The organism is Pseudobutyrivibrio sp., from assembly GCF_015057185.1.
GTDB lineage: Bacteria > Bacillota > Clostridia > Lachnospirales > Lachnospiraceae > Pseudobutyrivibrio.
Genome location: NZ_SVEV01000032.1, coordinates 19224 through 39311 on the forward strand (window position 1 = coordinate 19224; position 20088 = coordinate 39311).

Consider the following 20088-nt stretch of genomic DNA (forward strand, 5'->3'; position numbering starts at 1 on the left):
CTCGAATAAAATTCGAATATACGGTATTTTTTTCGGAGGATAATTAATGAATAAGTTTATTTCATGGAATGTTAATGGATTTCGAGCTGTTACTGGCAAAAACTTTTGGGAGTTTTTTGACGAGATTGATGCAGATATTTTTTGCCTACAGGAAATAAAGCTTTCTGAGGGCCAGGTAGAATGTGAAAAAGAAGGATACGAAATCTATTGGAATTACGCTGAGAAAAAGGGGTATTCAGGCACTGCAATTTTTACAAAGCAAAAGCCAATAAACGTTACTTATGGTATCGGAATAGAAGAACATGACCATGAGGGCCGTGTCATTACCCTAGAATTCGAGGATTATTATTTTATTACTTGCTACACACCAAATTCTCAAAATGAATTAAAGCGCCTAGACTATAGAATGACATGGGAAGACGATTTCAGAAATTACTTGTGTCAGCTCAATAAGAAAAAGGGAGTTATTCTTTGCGGGGATTTAAATGTTGCTCACGAAGAAATTGATATCAAGAATCCTAAAACAAATAGAAGAAATGCGGGCTTCACTGATGAAGAACGAAACAAGATGACAGAATTACTTGATGCCGGATTTGTTGATAGCTTTAGACATTTCTATCCAGATCAAACAGACATCTATTCTTGGTGGTCTTATAGATTCAAGGCTAGGGAAAAGAATGCTGGATGGCGTATAGATTATTTTATTGTTTCTGAGGACATTAAGGACAGAATGATTGACGCAAAGATTCATACTGATATTATGGGTTCAGATCATTGTCCAATTGAACTTGATTTTGAATAAATAACGATTTCTATAACGGTAGTTATGTTATCATGTGTCTTATAAAGGAGGATTATGGAAATGTCAGATACTAAAAAAGAAGCTACATTTGTAGTACGAGTTAATAAATCAGAAAATGGTAGTTGGCAGGGCCAGGTTACATGGGCTGACCGCGATGAGAAGATTTCCTTCCGCAGCGCCATGGAACTTGTAAGCGCCATCGACACCGCACTAGATTCTGAAGAATAAAGTTACCATTCACAGTTCCATTATTTTGGTTGCGGCCGCTTCGTGCCATGAGAACTGTGGGTGGTAACTGGATAAAAAGAGAAAAAAATACCACGTAGCTATCAAGCTCTAAGGGTTACTCAAGTGAAGCATTTTAGCTGAACGGAGTGACCTCTTAGGCTTGAGAGCGTAACGTGGGGGAATTATTATTTCTGTTTTTGGTTTTCTTGGAGCTTCATAGCGCGTACCTTAAGTGGTAAGCCCCAGAGTGTGATGAAGCCTTCGGCGTCGTGGTGGTCATAGAGGTCACCAGTTGTAAATGACGCCAATGATTCAGAATAGAGTGAGTATGGTGAAGTTGTTCCAGCTTTGATGATGTTTCCTTTGTAGAGCTTGAATTTGACTTCGCCTGTAACGTATTCCTGAGTAGATTTTACAAAGGCCTGGATTGCATCGCAAAGTGGTGTGAACCATTTTCCTTCGTAGCATACCTGAGCAAGCTTATTGCCCATTTCTTTTTTCATTTCCATTGTCGCGCGGTCGAGACAAAGCTCCTCAAGCTGTGCGTGTGCTTCCATAAGAATAGTTCCACCTGGTGTCTCATATACGCCACGAGATTTCATACCTACAACACGATTTTCTACAATATCAACGATACCAATTCCGTTTCGTCCACCGATTTCATTTAATTCCTTAATAATGTCGGAAACCTTCATTTTCTTTCCATTTACGGAAGTTGGAACACCCTTTTCAAAAGTCATAGTTACATATTCAGGCTTGTCAGGTGCCTTCTCAGGTGGAGTAGTAAGCATAAGAAGATGCTCGTAATTTGGCTCTAAAGATGGATCTTCTAACTCGAGACCTTCATGGCTGATATGCCATAAGTTTCTGTCACGGCTATAAGACTGATCTGTAGAGAATGGAAGATTAATTCCGTGAGCTTTACAATAATCAATTTCATCCTGACGAGACTGGAGTTTCCATTTATCACTGCGCCATGGGGCAATTACTTTGATGTCTGGAGCAAGAGCTTTGATGCCAAGCTCGAAACGAATCTGATCATTTCCTTTTCCTGTAGCACCGTGGCAAATTGCAACTGCTCCTTCTTTGCGAGCAATTTCAACAAGCTTCTTTGCAATGCCAGGACGAGCCATAGCAGTACCAAGAAGGTATTTGTTCTCGTAAATAGCACCAGCCTGTACACAAGGTACGATATAGTTTTCAGAGAAATCATCTACAATATCTTCTATATATAATTTAGAAGCACCTGATGCTTTTGCTCTTTCTGAAAGACCATCTAATTCTTCTCCCTGTCCACAATCGATGCAACAGCAGATTACTTCGTATCCATAGTTTTCTTTGAGCCATGGAATGATTGCTGTGGTGTCCAATCCACCTGAGTAAGCAAGTACAACTTTTTCCTGTGCCATAATAGTTCTCCTTTATGAAATGTATTTATTATTTGCATTTGTTAAAAATGAAATCTGAAAATACTGTACTACATTAAAGTAAATAATTCAAGCGGTAATTTATGCAAAAATATGGTATAAATATCAAAATAGTGAAATTTACTATTGAAATATTGAAAATATAGATGTATATTTATGCAAAATTAATTCATAAAAATCTGCTGTAGCACTTTACTTTGTGAAAGTGAAGTACTACAATGATTTCAGACAATTCATAAATACGGAAGGAATAAATATTATGGTAAAAGTTGGAATTATTGGCGCGACTGGTTATGCGGGAGCAGAGCTTGTTAGATTATTATATGGTCACAAGGAAGCTGAGATTGTTTGGTACGGCTCTAGATCATATGTAGATGAAAGATTTGCTTCTATATATAAAAATATGTTTACTTTGGTTGAAGATAAGTGTCTTGATGACAATATTTTAGAGTTATCTAAACAGGTGGATGTTATTTTTACAGCAACACCACAGGGGTATTTGGCTGGTGTTCTTACAGAAGAAATATTGAATAACTGCAAAATTATTGATTTATCTGCAGACTTTCGTATTAAGGATGTATCAGTTTATGAAAAGTGGTATGGCATAGAACACAAGAGCCCACAGTTTATTGAGGAGGCTGTATATGGACTTTGTGAGATTAATAGAGAAAAGGAGAAGGGGGCAAGACTTATAGCAAATCCTGGATGCTATACAACCTGTTCAATTCTCACTGCTTATCCACTAGTAAAGGCGGGCTTGATTGATCCTACAACACTTATTGTAGATGCTAAGTCAGGTACGTCTGGTGCCGGTAGAGGAGCAAAGCTTCCTAATCTTTATTGTGAAGTAAATGAGAGTATAAAGGCATACGGAGTTACAACTCATAGACATACACCAGAGATTGAAGAGCAGCTTGGGTATGCATGTGGACAGGAGATTATGATTAATTTCACTCCACATTTAGTTCCTATGAATAGAGGTATTTTGGTTACAGAATATGCATCGCTTGTTAAAAAGGATGGAAAGCTACCTACTAAAGAAGATGTTATGCAGGCCTACCATGATATGTATGATGATGAGTTTTTTGTAAGAGTTTTGGATTATGGACAGTGCCCTGAAACGAAATGGGTTGAGGGAAGCAATTTTGTAGATGTAAGCTGCATGATTGATGAGAGAACAGGTCGTGTGGTGATGATGGGAGCTTTAGATAATTTAGTAAAAGGAGCTGCTGGTCAGGCGGTTCAGAACATGAATATAATTTTTGGACTTGATGAGAAGATGGGAATTGATTTTGCACCAATGTTCCCATAGCAGGTTTATTCAGGAGTTTTATTATGGTTACAACAAAAGAGAGTGTTAATGTTACTTTAGATTTAGGGGTTCATATGAATTACACAATCAAGACTATGGAAGAAAGCGATTATGATGAAGTTTATAAGCTTTGGACAACGATTCATGGCTTTGCAATGAGAAGCCTGGATGATTCTAAAGAAGGGGTTGCTAGAGTATTAAAGAGAAATCCAGGGTTATCTGTTGTTGCAGTTTCAGGTGGCAAGATTGTAGGTTCTATACTTGTTGGACATGATGGTAGAAGAGCTTGCTTCTATCATGTATGTGTTCATGAGGATTATCGTAAACACGGTATTGGAAAAGCAATGGCATCAGAAGCTATGATGAGACTTAAGGTAGAAGGAATCAATAAGATTCAGCTGGTAGCATTCAAGGAAAATGCCCTTGGTAATGGCTTCTGGCAGGCTGAACAGTGGGATATGCGAGACGATTTAAATGTATATGACTTCGTATTAAACGAAGCAAATATCACAGCATTTAATAAATAGGAGATTACTATGAAAGAGATACAGGGCGGAATTACAGCGGCAAAAGGATTTATGGCTGCAAGCACAGCTGCAGGAATAAAATACCAGGGGCGCACTGACATGGCTATGATTTATTCAAAGGAGCCATGTGTCAGCGCAGGAACATTTACAAGTAATGTTGTGAAGGCTGCTTGCGTTCAATGGGATATGAAAATAGTAAAATCAGACAAGCCTATGCAGGCTGTAGCTATTAATTCCGGTATTGCTAATGCATGTACTGGAAAAGAAGGCTTTGATGCCTGTGAAGCTACAGCAAAAGGTGTTGAGGCAGCACTTAATGTACCATTTGAATCAGTTGCTGTTGCATCAACGGGAGTTATTGGTATGCAGCTTCCTGTAGACAAGCTTGTGTCAGGAGTTAAGGCTATGGCGCCTGATTTAGATGAAAGCATTGAGGCAGGAACTGCAGCATCAAAAGCCATTATGACAACAGATACTGTTAATAAAGAAATCGCTGTAGAAATAGAGTTATCTGGCAAAAAGGTAACAATTGGCGGCATGAGCAAGGGTTCTGGAATGATTCATCCTAACATGTGCACAATGCTTGCTTTTGTTGGCACAGATGTGGCAATTGAAAAAGAGCTTTTACAGCAGGCTGTCAGTGATGTTGTGGCAGATAGCTTTAATATGATTACAGTAGATGGAGACACATCGACAAATGATACTATGATTTGTATGGCAAATGGACTTGCTGGCAATGAAAAAATAGTATGCAAGGATGATGATTTTAATAAATTTAAGGATGCTCTTTCTTATGTATGTACATCACTTGCAAAGACTATGGCAGCAGATGGAGAGGGCGCTAGCAAATTGTTTGAGGCTAAAATCGTAAATGCCAAATCAAAGGAGGATGCCAAAACTTTGGCAAGAGCCATTGTAGGTTCTAATTTGTCCAAGGCAGCAATATTTGGTTGTGATGCAAACTTTGGTCGATTCCTTTGTGCTATGGGATATTCTGGGGCAGATTTTGATCAAAATGATGTAGAGCTTTATTTTGAAAGTGTAAATGGAAAACTTGAAGTATTTCATAAGGGAACACCGATTGTATTTGACGAAGAGAGGGCCCTTGAAATCATGAAAGCAGATACAGTAACAGTATTTGTAAACATGAATGAAGGTGAATCAGAGGCAACAGCATGGGGTTGTGATTTAACATATGACTACGTAAAAATTAATGCAGATTACCGTAGTTAATTTAATATTTTTAAATGAGTCGGTAGGAGACAAGCTCTTATGTTTTGCAGCGAATCGTGTTAGATGAGCGGAAAAACAATAAGGCTTGTATACGTAACCGACGTATTAAGGAGGATTAAGATGGATATTAATATGCAGCCAATATTGGATAAGGCCCAGGTTTTAATTGAGGCATTGCCATATATCCAAAGATTTAATCGAAAAATAATGATTGTTAAATATGGTGGCAGTGCCATGATTGATGAAGAGCTTAAAAAGCAGGTTATTCAGGATGTGACTCTTTTAAAGCTTGTAGGTTTTAAACCAATTATTGTCCATGGCGGCGGTAAGGAAATCAGCAAGTGGGTTGAGAAAACTGGCATGGAGCCAGAGTTCATCAATGGACTTCGCAAAACTGACGAAGCAACAATGGAAATTGCTGAGATGGTTTTAAATAAGGTTAATAAATCCCTGGTGCAAAATGTTCAGGCCCTTGGAGTTAATGCTGTTGGCGTATCAGGCAAGGATGGCGGTTTATTAAAAGTAGAAAAGAAATATTCAGACGGTCAGGACATCGGATTTGTAGGTGAAATCACAGAGGTTAATCCAAAAATCTTAGAGGATTTGCTTGAAAAGGATTTTCTTCCTATTGTTTGTCCAATCGGTATGGATGACAATTTTGAAACATATAATATCAATGCGGACGATGCAGCCTGCGCAATTGCAAAGGCTTTAAATGCTGAAAAGCTTGCATTTTTAACAGATATCGAAGGCGTATACAAGGACAAGGATGACCCTGAAACATTAATTTCAGAAATGACAGTTGATGAGGCTAGAGCTTTAATAGGTGAGGGCTATATAGGTGGCGGAATGCTTCCTAAATTAAATAACTGTATAGATGCTATTGAAGAGGGAGTTAACAGAGTACATATTTTGGACGGCAGAATTGCTCATTGCCTGTTACTTGAATTTTTTACTAACAAGGGAATTGGCACAGCTATTATAAGAAATCAGGATACGAGGTATTTCAATGAATAAGAAAGAATATATTGAATCAGCAGAAAACAATCTATTTCATGTATACAATAGATTTCCTGTGATTTTTGACTATGGAAAAGGGGTTCATCTTTATGATGAGCTAGATGAGGCTTATTTAGATTTTGCTTCTGGAATAGGTGTTATGGCATTTGGCTATGGCAATGAAGATTATGAACAGGCCCTTACAACTCAGCTAAAGAGAATCACACATACTTCTAATTTGTACTACCATATTCCAATGATAGAGGCGGCTGAAAAGCTGGTTAAGGCCTCTGGAATGGATAAAGTATTTTTTACAAATTCTGGAGCCGAGGCAATAGAAGGTGCTCTTAAAACTGCAAAAAAGTATGCATATAACAAGAAAGGGGCAGGGGATTACGAAATAATTGCCATGGAAAATTCCTTCCACGGTAGAACGGTAGGCTCTCTTTCCGTTACTGGAACAGAGCATTATCGCGAACCATTTTATCCGTTGATGTCTGGTGTGAAATTTGCTACCTTCAATGATTTTGGAAGCATACTAGCAAATCTTACTGATAATACATGTGCAATTATAATGGAGACTGTTCAAGGGGAAGGCGGTCTTTACCCAGCAGACAAAGAATTCCTTTCTAAAGTAAGACAGCTATGTGATGAAGAAGACATATTGCTTATTTTGGACGAGGTTCAATGTGGAATGGGAAGAACTGGTAGCATGTATGCTTATCAGCAATACGACATTAAACCAGACATTCTTACAACAGCAAAAGCTCTTGGAAATGGCGTGCCTATAGGTGCATTTTGTGTTACCGATAATGTGGCAGCAAATTCTTTGGTGCCAGGTGACCACGGAACTACTTACGGTGGCAATCCACTTTGCACTGCAGCTGTATCTCAGGTTTTTGATATGTTTGAGGATTACCATTTATTGGATCACATTCAAAAAATTTCTCCATATTTTGAGCAGGTGCTTGATAACCTTGTGGCAAAATATGACTTTATTACAGGTAGAAGGGGCATGGGACTTATGCAGGGATTAATTTTAACAATTCCTGTAAAAGAAGTTGTAACAAAAGCACTTCTAGAAGAGCATTTGGTTGTTCTTTCGGCAGGGACAGATGTGCTTAGATTGTTGCCACCACTTGTGATAACAGAGCAGGATGTAGACGAATTCAAAGAAAAAATCGAGAAGGTATTTGATACATTTATTTTGAAATAAAACTGTAAAACTATTGTAATATATTAATATTTTAGCTACAATGGACAGGACGATATTAGAATCTCCTATTAACTGATTAGGAGACTTTATGAAAAAACTATTTTGTCTTGTTTGTTGTAGCTTGTTTTTGTTTACAGGCTGTGGACAAAAATCATATTTTCAAGCATCTGATTCTACAGAGGTATCACAGGAAAAATCAGAAGAAGAGCTTCCTGCTTCGGAAGCATCTACAGATCAAAACATTTTTGTGCAAGTATCAGGAGCAGTAGTATCGCCCGGTGTTTACGAATTGCCAGGGGATTCTAGAGTTTATGCCGCTATTGAGGCTGCAGGAGGCCTACTACAAACTGCAGATGATAGCGATATTAATCAGGCTGCTATCCTAGAGGATGGGCAAAAGATATATGTTTACTCAGCAGAAGAAATGGCAAAGCTTCAAGAAGCAGCTATTGCTGAGGAATCTGCCAATGATGGACTTGTTAATATTAATACTGCAGACGTTCAGCTGTTGACTACACTTCCTGGTATTGGAGAAAATAAAGCCAAGCAGATTGTAGCTTATAGGGACAGCAATGGTGCATTTTCTTCTATTGAAGATATCAAAAATGTTTCAGGCATTGGTGATGGTATTTTCAATCAGATTAATTCACTTATAAAGATTTAAAATATAAATAATAGAGGATTGTTATGGCTAAAAAAGTATTAGTTGTGGACGATGAAAAACTTATTGTAAAGGGAATTCGATTTTCTTTAGAACAAGATGGCATGGAGGTGGATTGTGCCTTTGATGGTCAGGAAGCCTTAGATTTGGCTACTGCAAACAATTACGACATGATTCTTTTGGATGTTATGTTGCCAAAGCTCGATGGATTCCAGGTTTGCCAAAATATCAGAGAATTTTCTAATGTTCCTATTGTTATGCTTACTGCAAAGGGCGATGATATGGACAAAATTCTTGGTTTGGAATATGGTGCTGACGACTACATTACAAAGCCATTTAACATCCTTGAGGTTAAAGCTAGAATAAAGGCCATTATGCGACGTGCTTCCGTGGCACAGCCGGTGGTTCTTCAGCCTAAACAAGATGAATCAATTATCGAGAATGGAGATTTAGTCTTAGACAAAAGCAATAGAAGACTTACAATTCTTGGTACAGAATATAACCTTACATCCAAAGAGTTCGATATGCTTTTACTTTTGGTTACAAATCCAAGAAAGGTATTTTCTCGAGAGGATTTGCTTCATACTATTTGGGGCTCTGATTATCCAGGAGATGAGAGAACAGTTGATGTACATGTTCGTCGTCTCCGCGAAAAAATCGAACCTAATCCAAAGGAGCCAAAATACGTTCGAACAAAATGGGGAGTAGGTTATTACTATCAATAATTTTGATATAAAGTGAGTTTTTAATGAAAAATAGATCTAGATTTATCTCAGTTCATCATAGTCTTAAATTTAAAATCGCAATTATTATCTTGCTTATAGGCATCATTCCTTTTATGGTTTGTGTGCCTATTTCTTTGCGAGAATACAAATCTGTCGCAATCAGAACCGATGCAACAAATTTAATGGCCCAGGCTCTTCAGTACAACAATCAGATTGTCACAAGTGGATATGTATCTGGTGAGCCTAACAATATGTTAGATACTGAATTAAAAGCAGTTGCAGATAGCAATAATGGTCGAATTCTTGTTATTAATTCATCTCTTAAAATTGTGAGGGATTCTTTCTCCGCAGATATTGGCAAGACTGTAGTTTGGGGAAATATTATTTACACACTCCAAGGCGAGCAAAAATATTACTATGACGAGCCTACAAAAACAATTATCGTATCCGTGCCTTTAACTAATTCTGATGGAGAAATTGTGGGTGCTTTAGTTCTCAATAAATCAATGGATTATATTGAGCAAAACATCGATATTTTCCTTTCTTATATGCTTATTGCCGGAGTTATTATCATAGTAATTTCTATTCTTGTTTCGGTATTTTATTCCATCCGTTTTTCTAAGCCAATGGCCAAAATGGCTGATTCTCTGGATGGAATTATTCGAGAATATACTACTGAGCTTCCAGAGCAAAAATCATTTACTGAATTAGAAAATGTTGCCAACAAATTTAATCAGGTTATTCAGAAGCTTCATTCTATTGATGAATCCAGAGAGGAATTCGTATCAAATGTGTCCCACGAATTAAAGACACCACTTACTTCAATGAAGGTTTTGGCTGATTCCCTTAATGGTTCTGAGGATGTACCTATCGAGATGTACAAAGAATTCATGGTAGATATCGGGGATGAAATTGATAGAGAGACTAAAATAATCAATGATTTGCTTAGTTTGGTTCGAATGGATAAAAGTGGAGCTCAGCTTAATGTTTCAGCAGTTAATATAAACGAGCTTATTGAGCACATCTTAAAGAGGTTAAAGCCAATAGCAGAAAAGGCAAATATTGAGGTCGTATTTGAATCCTTTAGACCTGTGGTAGCAGAGGTTGATGAAGTAAAGTTTACACTTGTTATCACTAACCTTGTGGAGAATGCTATAAAATATAACAACGAGGGCGGCTGGGTTCATATTACATTAAATTCTGACCATCAATTCTTCTTTATCAAGGTAGAAGATAATGGACTTGGAATACCAGAAGAATCAGCACCTCATATTTTTGAGAGATTCTATAGAGCTGATAAATCACATTCTCGTGAAATCGGAGGAACAGGACTTGGTCTTGCTATTACCAAGAGTGCCATTGCTATGCATAATGGAGAAATCAAAGTCCGTTCAAAGCTTGGTGAAGGATCAACCTTTGATGTTCGTGTGCCACTAAATTACATTGAAAAGGAGATGCAGTAATGAAGAAGATATTATCTTTTGCATTAATTTTAATATTGGCTCTCTCAACTGTAGCATGTGGTAAAAAAGGAGAAGATGATTCTGCTAAAATTTATTACGTAAATACGGATAAAGATGGAGTTACTGCTGTTGATTACGAATACAAGGCTGAGGATACTAATGGTCAAATAACCGAAGCCTTAAATATGTTGGCAGCAGACACAGATTCCTTTGATTATATGTCCACTATACCTGCTGGAGTTAATGTCGAACATTGGGAGCTTGATGATACTAGCTTTTCTCTGTATCTCGAAGGAGATTACGAGGCTTTAGATCCAATTACTGAGATTTTGGTTAGAGCAGGAATAGTAAAGACACTTACTCAAATTGATGGAGTGGACTCTATTTCACTTTATGTTAATAATGCGCCATTTGCAGATTCGAATGGTGAGGCTGTTGGAGCTATGACTGCAGACACATTTATTGATGATTTTGGTCAAGAGACAGATGCTCTGCTTTCAACTAATTTGACCTTATATTTTTCTAGTGCAGATGGTATGTCTCTAGTTTCAGAAACTAGAAATGTGTATTACAGTAGAAATGTTGCTTTAGAAAAAGTGGTAATGGAGCAGCTTTTAAAAGGACCAGATTCTAGTGAATTGCTTTCTACCTTGCCTACAGGAACGAAGGTTAATTCTATTTCTGTTTCAGATAATGGAGTTTGTATAATCAATTTTGATGGTACCTTAGAAACTGCCATTACAGGAGTGACAGAGAACGTTACATTATATTCAATAGTCAATTCATTAACAGAGCTTGATTCAATTAAACAGGTTCAGATTTTGGTTAATGGAGAGGCACCTCATTTATCAAATTTGGAAGTTGATTTGACTTCACCAATAGATAGAAATGAGGATATTATCAATTCTAATGTGATAGACGATGATGATATATATCTAGAGGACTATTCAGAGGATTATTCTGATGAATACTCAGATGAGTATATTGATGATGAGACTATCCCAGAGGATGAGATTTCAACAAATGAGTAGGAGGAAATATGCTACAGGGTCGTAGACTTTGTAAGATTTCCTTAGTGATTATTATTTTTATTGCTGTTAGCGCATATTCTCCCCTGGATTTCCTTGGATTATATGCGCAGGCAAATTACGCCAAAGAATATTTCACTGATGGCTCACAGGTGACAGCCCAAGGCGAGATATATCATAAGGAAATCAAAAACGAAAAAGCTGTTTACTACGTTCATAATTCTATTATTTCAAATAAGACACATAGACTGTCTAATATTTCTTTTTTATTTCGATTCGATTCAGATTCAATTCCATTAAACAGTAAGATTAAATTAACTGGAACAATTAAACATTTTTCACCGGCAAGGAATGATGGGGAGTTTGATATGCAAAAGTACTATCATTCTATGGGGATTCTATTTGAACTAGAAAAATCTAATTTGCAGGATTTGGATACAGGAGTTTTGCCAATAAGTGAAGAATTATACCTGCTAAATCAAGATGTATTTACTGTATTTGAACAAAGCCTTCCTGCGGAAGAAAGTGGCTTTTTATCTAGCCTAACAATTGGCAATAAGAGTCAGTTAGACAATGGGCTAAAGGATTTATTCAAACAAGTTGGTGTTGCCCATATATTGGCAGTATCAGGTCTGCATATATCTGTGGTATGTATGGCTCTATACAGGTTCTTACGAAAAAGGGGAGTGAGCTTTCTTTTTTCTGCAATTATTGCAGGTATTATCTCGATTTTGTATGGGATATTAACAGGAGGAAGTATTTCCTCAATTAGAGCTATAGGTATGTTTCTGATTTTTATTTTTGCAGAGGTATTAGGAGAAGCCTATGACACCCTTACTGCTTTATCTGTTATGGCAATGTGGTTGTTAATACAAAATCCGTTGTTGATTACCAATGGAAGCTTCATCTTTTCTTTCTGTGCAATCCTTGGAATAACATTTGTGGCAAGCCCGCTAACAAGAATATATAGTGAGTACATTGCTAGGAGAAATGTAAGAATAAAAACAAAAGATGGATTTTCCTATGACAATAAGATTCCATTAAAAATCCGCTTGAAGGATTGGATTTGCACTAGCTTAGTATTTTCCTTTGGAATAAATATTTCTATGCTTCCTATTGTGACAAATATGTATTATGAAATTCCTTTATATTCAATGCTTGTAAATCTAGTAGTGCTTCCATTTATGCCTATATTGTTACTATTTGGCATTGTTGGTGGATTCCTTGGGATTTTGTGGCTTCCAATAGGACAAATAGTATTATTTCCATGTCATGTAATAATTTATGGAATGGAGATGATATCTTCATTTTTTGCAGGACTTCCTTTATCTAGAATTGTAGTTGGAAAAAGAGGATTTTGGCTGGTGGTTATATATTACATTGCTTTACTGCTAATTGTTAAATATATAAACAAACCTAAATTGAAATATGCTTTTTTATTAGTAGTGAGTTTGGTATGGCTGGTTCCTGTTAATAATTCCTTTGAAATAGATTGCCTAGATGTAGGACAAGGAGATGGAATTTATATTAGTTCTGGAGATGGCACGAATTATTTTATAGATGGAGGTAGCACCTCGAAAGCATCCCTTGGTGAATATACCCTTATGCCTTTTTTGAAAAGTAAAGGAGTAGGTCAAATTGATTATTGGTTTTTATCTCATATGGATTTAGATCATGTATCAGGAATAATTGAAGTGCTACAGGCGGACTATAAAATTAATAACGTAGTTTTGTCGGCGGCGATTCCACCAGGAGAAACATTGGATGAGATACTTACACTTGCAAAGGAAAAGAATACCACGATTTTATATATGAACAAGGGGGATGTATGTGGGACAAAGCACCTGCGATTCAAGTGCGTATATCCAAGTATGGAAAATACATCAGACGATATTAATGCATTGTCATTAGCACTTCTATTGGAATATGACAAAAATTGTGATGGCGCGCCAGAATTTACAGGTTTCTTTGGGGGTGACTTAGGTATAGAAGAGGAGAAAGTGATTGCAGACTCAGGTATGGTGGGTCATGTAAATCTGCTTAAGGTAAACCATCATGGTAGTCGTCTTAGCTCTGATTCTATGTTCCTTGAGACTTTGTCACCTGATGTAGCGGTCATTAGCTGCGCCAAAAAGAATAGGTATGGCCACCCGGCTGACGAAGCTGTTGAACGTCTAGAACAATGCTGCAGATTGATTTGTTACACCATGAATTCGGGACGTATCAGAATCGATGCTGGTGGTATTGATTATTATTTAAATAACAAATAATCATCCTTGTGAAATCCTAGAATTTGTGATACGATATGACAGAAAAGCGATGACAGAAACAGTAGTATTTGTGGAAGCTAAGAGAGAGGACGCCTAGGCTGGGAGCGTCTAGTGGATACTTATATGAACACCATTCTCGAGCTGAACGTAGAAACACATTTCGTGCGAAGCGTCTCCGGGTAGTTCCGTTAAAGACAAAATGAGTGAAACACTAAGGTGGAACCGTGCAAAATTTCACGATTTGTGCAATGAAATTACAGAAATCGTGAACATGACGAGCCCATTGCCGAAGGCAATTTTTAGATGGGCGAGTATCCTTTTGAATTTTGTACCCTTAGGAAAGCTAGAAATAGCTTTTCCTAGGGGTTTTTTAATTTGCACCCTTAGTACAAGTAGTTACTTAAATTCATTCATTAGAAAAAGGAGAAAATCATGGTTAATTTCAAAGAAGATGAGTCATTAAACACTCTCAATCACTCATGTGCACACATGATGGCACAGGCTGTTAAGCATCTTTATCCAAACGCTAAGTTTTGGGTTGGACCAGTAGTAGAGGAGGGATTCTACTACGATATGGATCTTGGTGATGTAATGCTCACAGATGAGGACATTGCTAAAATCGAAAAGGAAATGAAAAAGGTAGCAAAGTCTGGCTGCAAGATTTATCGTAGAGAAATCTCTAAGGCTGAGGCTCTTGAGATGTTCAAGGATGACCCATACAAAATTGATCTTATTAATAATATGGATGAGGAGACTCAGACAATTTCTTGCTACGACCAAGGCGATTTTACAGACCTTTGCCGTGGACCACACGTTGATAATGTTAAGATGTGCCGTTACTTCAAGCTTGTTAAGCACTCTGGTGCTTACTGGAAGGGGGATGCTAACAATCAGGTACTTAACCGTGTTTACGGTGTATGCTTCCCTACACAGGAGCAGCTTGATGAGCACCTTGCACTTCTTGAGGAGGCAAAGGAGCGCGATCACAGAAAGATTGGTAAGGACATGCAGCTTTTCATGTCTGACGATTTAATCGGTAAGGGACTTCCAATGTACCTTCCAAATGGTTACACAATCTGGACAGAGCTTGAAAACTACATCCGTAACAAGGAGCGCAAGCTTGGTTACCTTCACGTTATGACACCTTGTGTTGGTACAGTTCAGCTTTACCAGACATCTGGTCACTGGGATCATTACAAGGAGAATATGTTCCCAGCTATGGAGGTTGAGGGAGAGAACTTCGTTCTTCGTCCTATGAACTGTCCACACCACATGAGAATTTTCGCTAACCGTCCACACTCATACAAGGAGCTTCCTATCCGTATCGCTGAAATCGCTCATGATTTCCGTTTTGAGTCATCAGGAACTCTTAAGGGTATCGAGAGAGGACGTCACTTCTGCCAGAACGATTCACACATCTTCTGTACACAGGAGCAGATTAAGTCTGAGGTTAAGAACGTATGCGACCTTATCTTCAGCACATACGAGGATTTCGGTATCACAGATTACAGATGTGTACTTTCGCTTCGTGACCCAGCTGATACAAAGAAGTATCACCAGGATGATGAAATGTGGAACACAGCAGAGCAGGCTCTTCGTGAGACTCTTACAGAAATCGGTATTGAGTTCACAGAAGAAATCGGCGAGGCTGCATTCTACGGACCAAAGCTTGATGTTAACGTTAAGCCAGCTATAGGTAATGAGATTACACTTTCTACATGTCAGCTTGACTTCTGCTTACCAGCTAAGTTTGACCTTACATACACAGATGCAGAGTCTAACAAGCAGACACCTGTAGTAATCCACAGAGCTATTCTTGGTTCTTTAGATAGATTTATGGCATACATTCTTGAGGAGACAAAGGGAAATCTTCCACTTTGGCTTGCACCTACACAGGTTAAGGTTCTTCCTGTAAAGAATGATGATGAGGAGCTTAATGCTTACGCTCAGAAGCTTGTTGATGCTCTTGATGACGCAGATGTACGTGTTGAGTTTGATACACGTTCAGAGAAGCTTGGATACAAGATGCGTGAGGCTCAGATTCAGAAGGTTCCTTATCTTGCCGTTCTTGGAAAGAACGAGGAGGCTGAGGGTACTGTTTCTTACAGACTTCACGGAGAGCAGGGCACTACAACAGTTAAGTTTGATGAGTTTGTAGAGCTTATTGTTAATGAAATTAAGACAAAGGGACGTAAATAATCTCTAATGTAATTTGCAAATTTTAGGATGGTGCCTGGTGATTATTCATCAGGCACTTGATTTATTTATTATGGAAATAGAAAATATATGCTTGCTATGCCCTAGAAAGTGTGGCGTCAATCGTCAGATTTCCTACGGTGTTTGCCAAGTTTCAAATAAAATAAAAATTGCTAGAGCAGCCCTTCATTTCTGGGAGGAGCCATGCATTTCAGGAGACAGCGGTAGTGGCGCTGTATTTTTTAGTGGTTGCCCATTACACTGTGTATTTTGTCAAAATGAAGAAATAAGTCATGGTAAGGTGGGAAAAGAAATCTCAGTTGAACGGTTGGCTGAAATATACTTAGAGCTACAGCAAAAAGGTGCAAATAATATAAATCTTGTTACTGGAACCCACTACATTCCAGAAATTGTTCAATCTGTTGGATTGTCAAGGTCTCTTGGATTGAATATCCCCATTATTTACAATACAAGTGGCTATGAAACTGTTGAGAGTTTAAAGTGTCTAGAGGGAATTGTGGATGTATATCTTCCTGATTTTAAATATATGGACAGTGATTTGGCGGGAAAATATTCTCACGCAAAGGATTATCCAGAGTGTGCAAAGGCTGCTATTGAAGAAATGTACAGGCAGGTTGGCACACCAGAGTTTGACGATAACGGATTTATAACAAAGGGCGTTATTGTTAGAAATTTGTTGCTTCCAGGACACGTAAATGACTCTAAACTAATTATTGATTATTTGTATCGTAAATACGGAGATGATATTTATATTAGTTTAATGAGTCAATATACTCCGATGGAACAAATAAAAGATAAATATCCGGAATTAAATCGTAGAGTAACTAAACGAGAGTATGATGCGGTGGTGCAATTTGCCCTTGATTTAGGTATAGAAAATGCTTTTATTCAAGATAGAAAGGTCGCAAAGGAAAGCTTTATTCCAGACTTTAATGGGGAAGGAATTTAGGGTATACTTTATTTTATGAAAAGAATAGACGAAGACATTGCATCAGGACAATTTAAAAATATTTATTTATTACATGGTGAAGAAGACTACCTTAAGCTCCAGTACAGAAATAAACTGTTAGCTGCTTTGGTTAACGAGGGTGATAATATGAATTTCACCCAGTACAGAGATGCTAATATTAATGTAAATCAAGTAATTGATCAGGCTGAAACTATGCCTTTCTTTGCAGAGCACAGGGTTATTCTTATTGAAAATAGCTACTTTGGCAAGAAAATTCCAGAGGAATTAGGGGATTATCTTTCCGAGATTCCTGAGTTTACAATATTTATTTTCGTTGAGCCGGCTACAGACAAAAAGGGTGAGCCATACAAGGTTGATAAACGAGGTAAGCTTTATAAAACAGCTGATAAGCTTGGCCGATGCATAGAAATGAAAATGCCAAATGAAGATCAGTTGTTTAAATGGGTTTATGCTATTCTCAAAAAATCTAATAAGCAAATTAAAAGGGATGCATGGATTCGATTTAGAGATATGACAGATAGCTGTATGGACAACATGAAGCAGGAGCTTGACAAGCTAATTGATTATGTTGGTGACAGACCAAATATCGAAGTGGCTGATGTGGAGGCTGTATGCATTACGCAAATAGAGACTAAAGTATTTGAAATGATTAATTCAATTGCTTTAAAGGATTTGTCTAAGACAATGGAGCTTTACCACGACATGCTTGCTGCTAAGGAACCACCTATGAAAATCTTATATTTAATTGTTGGTCAGTTTAAACAGCTTGCAGTAATAAAGTCTTTAAAGAACTTAGGCGATAATGCGGCTACCATATCCAGAAAAACAGGAATGAAGGATTACTTTGTAAAAAAGAATGAAGCTCTTATTCGAAATCTTTCATTAGATGAAATAAATAATTTATTAGAGGATGCAGCATCCTTTGAAAAGCAGGTTAAAACAGGATTGCTTGATGAAAAGCTGTCTGTTGAGCTGCTTATGATGAAGTATGCAGGAAATTAATTATGAGTAATAATGACAATTCATTTAAAATTTCAGATATAAGTAGGAATACGACTCTTACTATCGAAGCTACTTTAGATGGTGGTAAGGCGGAACTGCCAGCGAAGTATGCAAATATTACAGATGCTGAATTAAAGGAAGTTCGAAGTAAGTACGGTGATAAGGTCCTTCCCCTTGATAATCTTGTTCAACAGTGGGACGAAAAAGTTATTGAGATTTCTTTTAAAGGACATTTATCAGAATTACAGCTGATTGCTATTGAAGATGATGAGGTATACCTCTGGTCAAAAATAAAGGTTCTCAAAGTAAAGCTATCTACAGGCACACAGATACATTTACTTGTGGCAACCACACAAAAGGGATTGAAATATAACCGCCGCAAGGGTGTTAGAGTCAACCTAGATAAGCGAATGTTTGTTGAACAGGATGGGGAGAGCTTTGACGTAATTGTTGGAGATTTGTCCTACTGCGGCGTCGGAATCATGGAAAAAAAGGAATCTAAAATAAAAAAGGGTGTTCCTTTTGTGCTTAGTTTGACAGAGACAGAAGGTGAAGAAGAAAAACTGGTATGCAAAATTGTTGCAAAGAAGATTAATGAGAGAGAGCCATCAAAGGGCATTATTGTTAGCGGATGTGTAATTTCTTCTCAAAATGCAGATTTTCTACAGAGATATGTTGCTATGAAACAATTAGAGCAATTAAATGGCAAGAAACAACAGTTTTCTATACAGCGAGTAGCTTCAGGTGATGAGTTTAGAACGAAAATGGCTGAGGTTTTTGAAGAGGCCAGCGGAGAATCAGAGGAATAGTATTAAACTATTCCCTGAAGTATGCTTTTATATTCTGCTAGGCTTTTAGATTTTCGGATTTTTTTAATTGTTTTTGAATCATTAGGGAAGTTTACTTCCCAGAAGGACCAGAATTCTTTCATTCTATGTAAAACAGGAGTTTCTCCTGAAAGTAGTTCAGTATATTGTGCCAACAAATCATTATGAAATGATTTAAATGTTCTCAAGTCTAGAGGGGCTTCCTCTAGGCTTTTTTTATATGATTTAGCTAGCGCAGGATGGGAAATAAGCCCTCTACCAATCATTACTGCATCAATCTTAGGGTATTTAGTAAAAGTGCTTTCTATAGCCTTTAAACTGGTTATATCACCGTTGAACACTAAAGGAGCTTTGGAATGCTCTATGGCATAATCGAAATACTCTGTTTTTATTGGTTCTTTATAGAAATCCTTTTGAACTCGTGGATGAATAGTGAGTTCTGAAATAGGATATTTATTATATATATCAAGAATCTCATAAAATTCATCTGGCTCAAGCTTTCCGAGTCGAGTTTTTACAGAAATAGAAACATCCTCTTTTAAACCAGCAAATATTTCGTATAGCATATTATCTAATTCTTCAGGATAGTAGAGGAGTCCTGATCCTTTTTTCTTGGCTACAACTGTGCCAGAAGGGCATCCTAAGTTAAAATTGATTTCTTTATATCCAAGGGACACAATTTCTCCCATAGCCCATAAAAAATGCTCAGGCTTATTTGTAAGGAGCTGAGGTACAGTATTTTCGATATTATTCTTTTCTGGATTTATATGATTAAACTCCCTAGTTGTAAAAGCATAGGTAGAATTAGGTGAAAGGAAAGGAGTGTAGTATTTATCGATTCCACCATAATATTTCTCAAATGTATTTCTGAAAATGCTGTCGGTAATTCCCTCTAGAGGAGCAAAGTATATTTTATTCATGAGTTCTCCTAATAAAAAAGCATCGGCTGACGGGACCGATGCTCTAAATAAATTCTAATGTAAAACTGTTATATATTAAGCAAGTGTGTTAACAAGCTTTGTAAGACGAGATACCTTACGGCTTACAGTGTTATCATGATAAACACCCTTAGAACCAGCCATCTCGATAACCTTGATAGCAGCCTTAAGCTCTGACTCAGCAACAGCCTTGTCACCAGCTACTACAGCAGCCTCAACACGCTTAACGTATGTCTTAACCTC

The 20088-nt window shown here is 37.4% G+C and carries 19 protein-coding genes; 16 read left to right on the plus strand and 3 right to left on the minus strand.

Annotated elements, in window-relative coordinates; genetic code table 11:
- Positions 1-46: 46 nt before the first annotated feature.
- Entirely contained in the window at positions 47-802 is a 756-nt protein-coding gene (locus E7276_RS12230) for an exodeoxyribonuclease III (RefSeq protein ID WP_294218063.1), read from the plus strand.
- A 60-nt stretch (positions 803-862) separates the two neighbouring features.
- The gene (locus tag E7276_RS12235; RefSeq protein ID WP_294218065.1) at positions 863-1030 is read left to right on the plus strand and encodes a hypothetical protein; all 168 of its coding nucleotides are present in this window, start codon (positions 863-865) and stop codon (positions 1028-1030) included.
- Between the two features lie 185 nt (positions 1031-1215).
- On the opposite strand, the gene E7276_RS12240 is transcribed toward E7276_RS12235, so the two are convergent.
- Complete coding sequence (locus E7276_RS12240) at positions 1216-2439, minus strand: argininosuccinate synthase (protein ID WP_294218066.1); 1224 nt, start codon at positions 2437-2439, stop codon at positions 1216-1218.
- A gap of 277 nt (positions 2440-2716) precedes the next feature.
- On the opposite strand from E7276_RS12240, the gene argC reads away from it, so the two are divergent.
- The 14 genes from argC to E7276_RS12310 all read left to right on the plus strand — a co-directional run bounded on the left by argC (position 2717) and on the right by E7276_RS12310 (position 18889).
- On the plus strand, positions 2717-3769 hold the full coding sequence (gene argC / locus E7276_RS12245) for an N-acetyl-gamma-glutamyl-phosphate reductase (RefSeq protein WP_294218068.1): 1053 nt from the start codon (positions 2717-2719) through the stop codon (positions 3767-3769).
- Between the two features lie 23 nt (positions 3770-3792).
- Positions 3793-4296, plus strand: a complete 504-nt coding sequence (locus tag E7276_RS12250; RefSeq protein ID WP_330599003.1) for a GNAT family N-acetyltransferase — start codon at positions 3793-3795, stop codon at positions 4294-4296.
- A gap of 9 nt (positions 4297-4305) precedes the next feature.
- Positions 4306-5529, plus strand: coding sequence for a bifunctional glutamate N-acetyltransferase/amino-acid acetyltransferase ArgJ (gene argJ, locus E7276_RS12255; protein ID WP_294218071.1), 1224 nt, complete (start codon positions 4306-4308; stop codon positions 5527-5529).
- A 120-nt stretch (positions 5530-5649) separates the two neighbouring features.
- Positions 5650-6546 carry an acetylglutamate kinase gene (gene argB, locus E7276_RS12260; protein ID WP_294218073.1) on the plus strand — a complete coding sequence of 299 codons (897 nt, stop codon included), beginning with the start codon at positions 5650-5652 and terminating at the stop codon, positions 6544-6546.
- Complete coding sequence (locus E7276_RS12265) at positions 6539-7744, plus strand: aspartate aminotransferase family protein (RefSeq protein ID WP_294218075.1); 1206 nt, start codon at positions 6539-6541, stop codon at positions 7742-7744. The genes argB and E7276_RS12265 overlap by 8 nt, the downstream gene beginning before the upstream one ends.
- Before the next feature lie 88 nt (positions 7745-7832).
- Positions 7833-8408 carry a ComEA family DNA-binding protein gene (locus tag E7276_RS12270; RefSeq protein ID WP_294218078.1) on the plus strand — a complete coding sequence of 192 codons (576 nt, stop codon included), beginning with the start codon at positions 7833-7835 and terminating at the stop codon, positions 8406-8408.
- Between the two features lie 23 nt (positions 8409-8431).
- Positions 8432-9130 carry a response regulator transcription factor gene (locus tag E7276_RS12275; RefSeq protein WP_294218081.1) on the plus strand — a complete coding sequence of 233 codons (699 nt, stop codon included), beginning with the start codon at positions 8432-8434 and terminating at the stop codon, positions 9128-9130.
- Positions 9131-9153: 23 nt separating this feature from the next.
- Positions 9154-10593, plus strand: a complete 1440-nt coding sequence (locus E7276_RS12280) for a sensor histidine kinase (RefSeq protein ID WP_294218083.1) — start codon at positions 9154-9156, stop codon at positions 10591-10593.
- On the plus strand, positions 10593-11624 hold the full coding sequence (locus tag E7276_RS12285; RefSeq protein WP_294218086.1) for a GerMN domain-containing protein: 1032 nt from the start codon (positions 10593-10595) through the stop codon (positions 11622-11624). Before E7276_RS12280 ends, E7276_RS12285 begins: the two co-directional genes overlap by 1 nt.
- Positions 11625-11632: 8 nt before the next feature.
- On the plus strand, positions 11633-13891 hold the full coding sequence (locus E7276_RS12290; protein ID WP_294218089.1) for a DNA internalization-related competence protein ComEC/Rec2: 2259 nt from the start codon (positions 11633-11635) through the stop codon (positions 13889-13891).
- A gap of 432 nt (positions 13892-14323) precedes the next feature.
- Positions 14324-16090, plus strand: coding sequence for a threonine--tRNA ligase (thrS, locus tag E7276_RS12295; protein ID WP_294218092.1), 1767 nt, complete (start codon positions 14324-14326; stop codon positions 16088-16090).
- 70 nt (positions 16091-16160) lie between these two features.
- Complete coding sequence (locus E7276_RS12300) at positions 16161-17057, plus strand: radical SAM protein (RefSeq protein ID WP_294218107.1); 897 nt, start codon at positions 16161-16163, stop codon at positions 17055-17057.
- Positions 17058-17072: 15 nt separating this feature from the next.
- Positions 17073-18080: a DNA polymerase III subunit delta gene (gene holA, locus E7276_RS12305; protein ID WP_294218095.1), complete on the plus strand. Its 1008-nt coding sequence runs from the start codon at positions 17073-17075 to the stop codon at positions 18078-18080.
- A gap of 2 nt (positions 18081-18082) precedes the next feature.
- The gene (locus E7276_RS12310) at positions 18083-18889 is read left to right on the plus strand and encodes a PilZ domain-containing protein (RefSeq protein WP_294218097.1); all 807 of its coding nucleotides are present in this window, start codon (positions 18083-18085) and stop codon (positions 18887-18889) included.
- A gap of 2 nt (positions 18890-18891) precedes the next feature.
- On the opposite strand, the gene E7276_RS12315 is transcribed toward E7276_RS12310, so the two are convergent.
- Together E7276_RS12315 and rpsT are read right to left on the minus strand one after the other, a co-directional pair.
- Positions 18892-19827, minus strand: a complete 936-nt coding sequence (locus E7276_RS12315; protein WP_294218099.1) for a tRNA dihydrouridine synthase — start codon at positions 19825-19827, stop codon at positions 18892-18894.
- Positions 19828-19902: 75 nt separating this feature from the next.
- Positions 19903-20088 (minus strand): 30S ribosomal protein S20 (gene rpsT, locus E7276_RS12320; protein WP_294218102.1); only part of this gene is annotated, 186 nt, incomplete at its 5' end.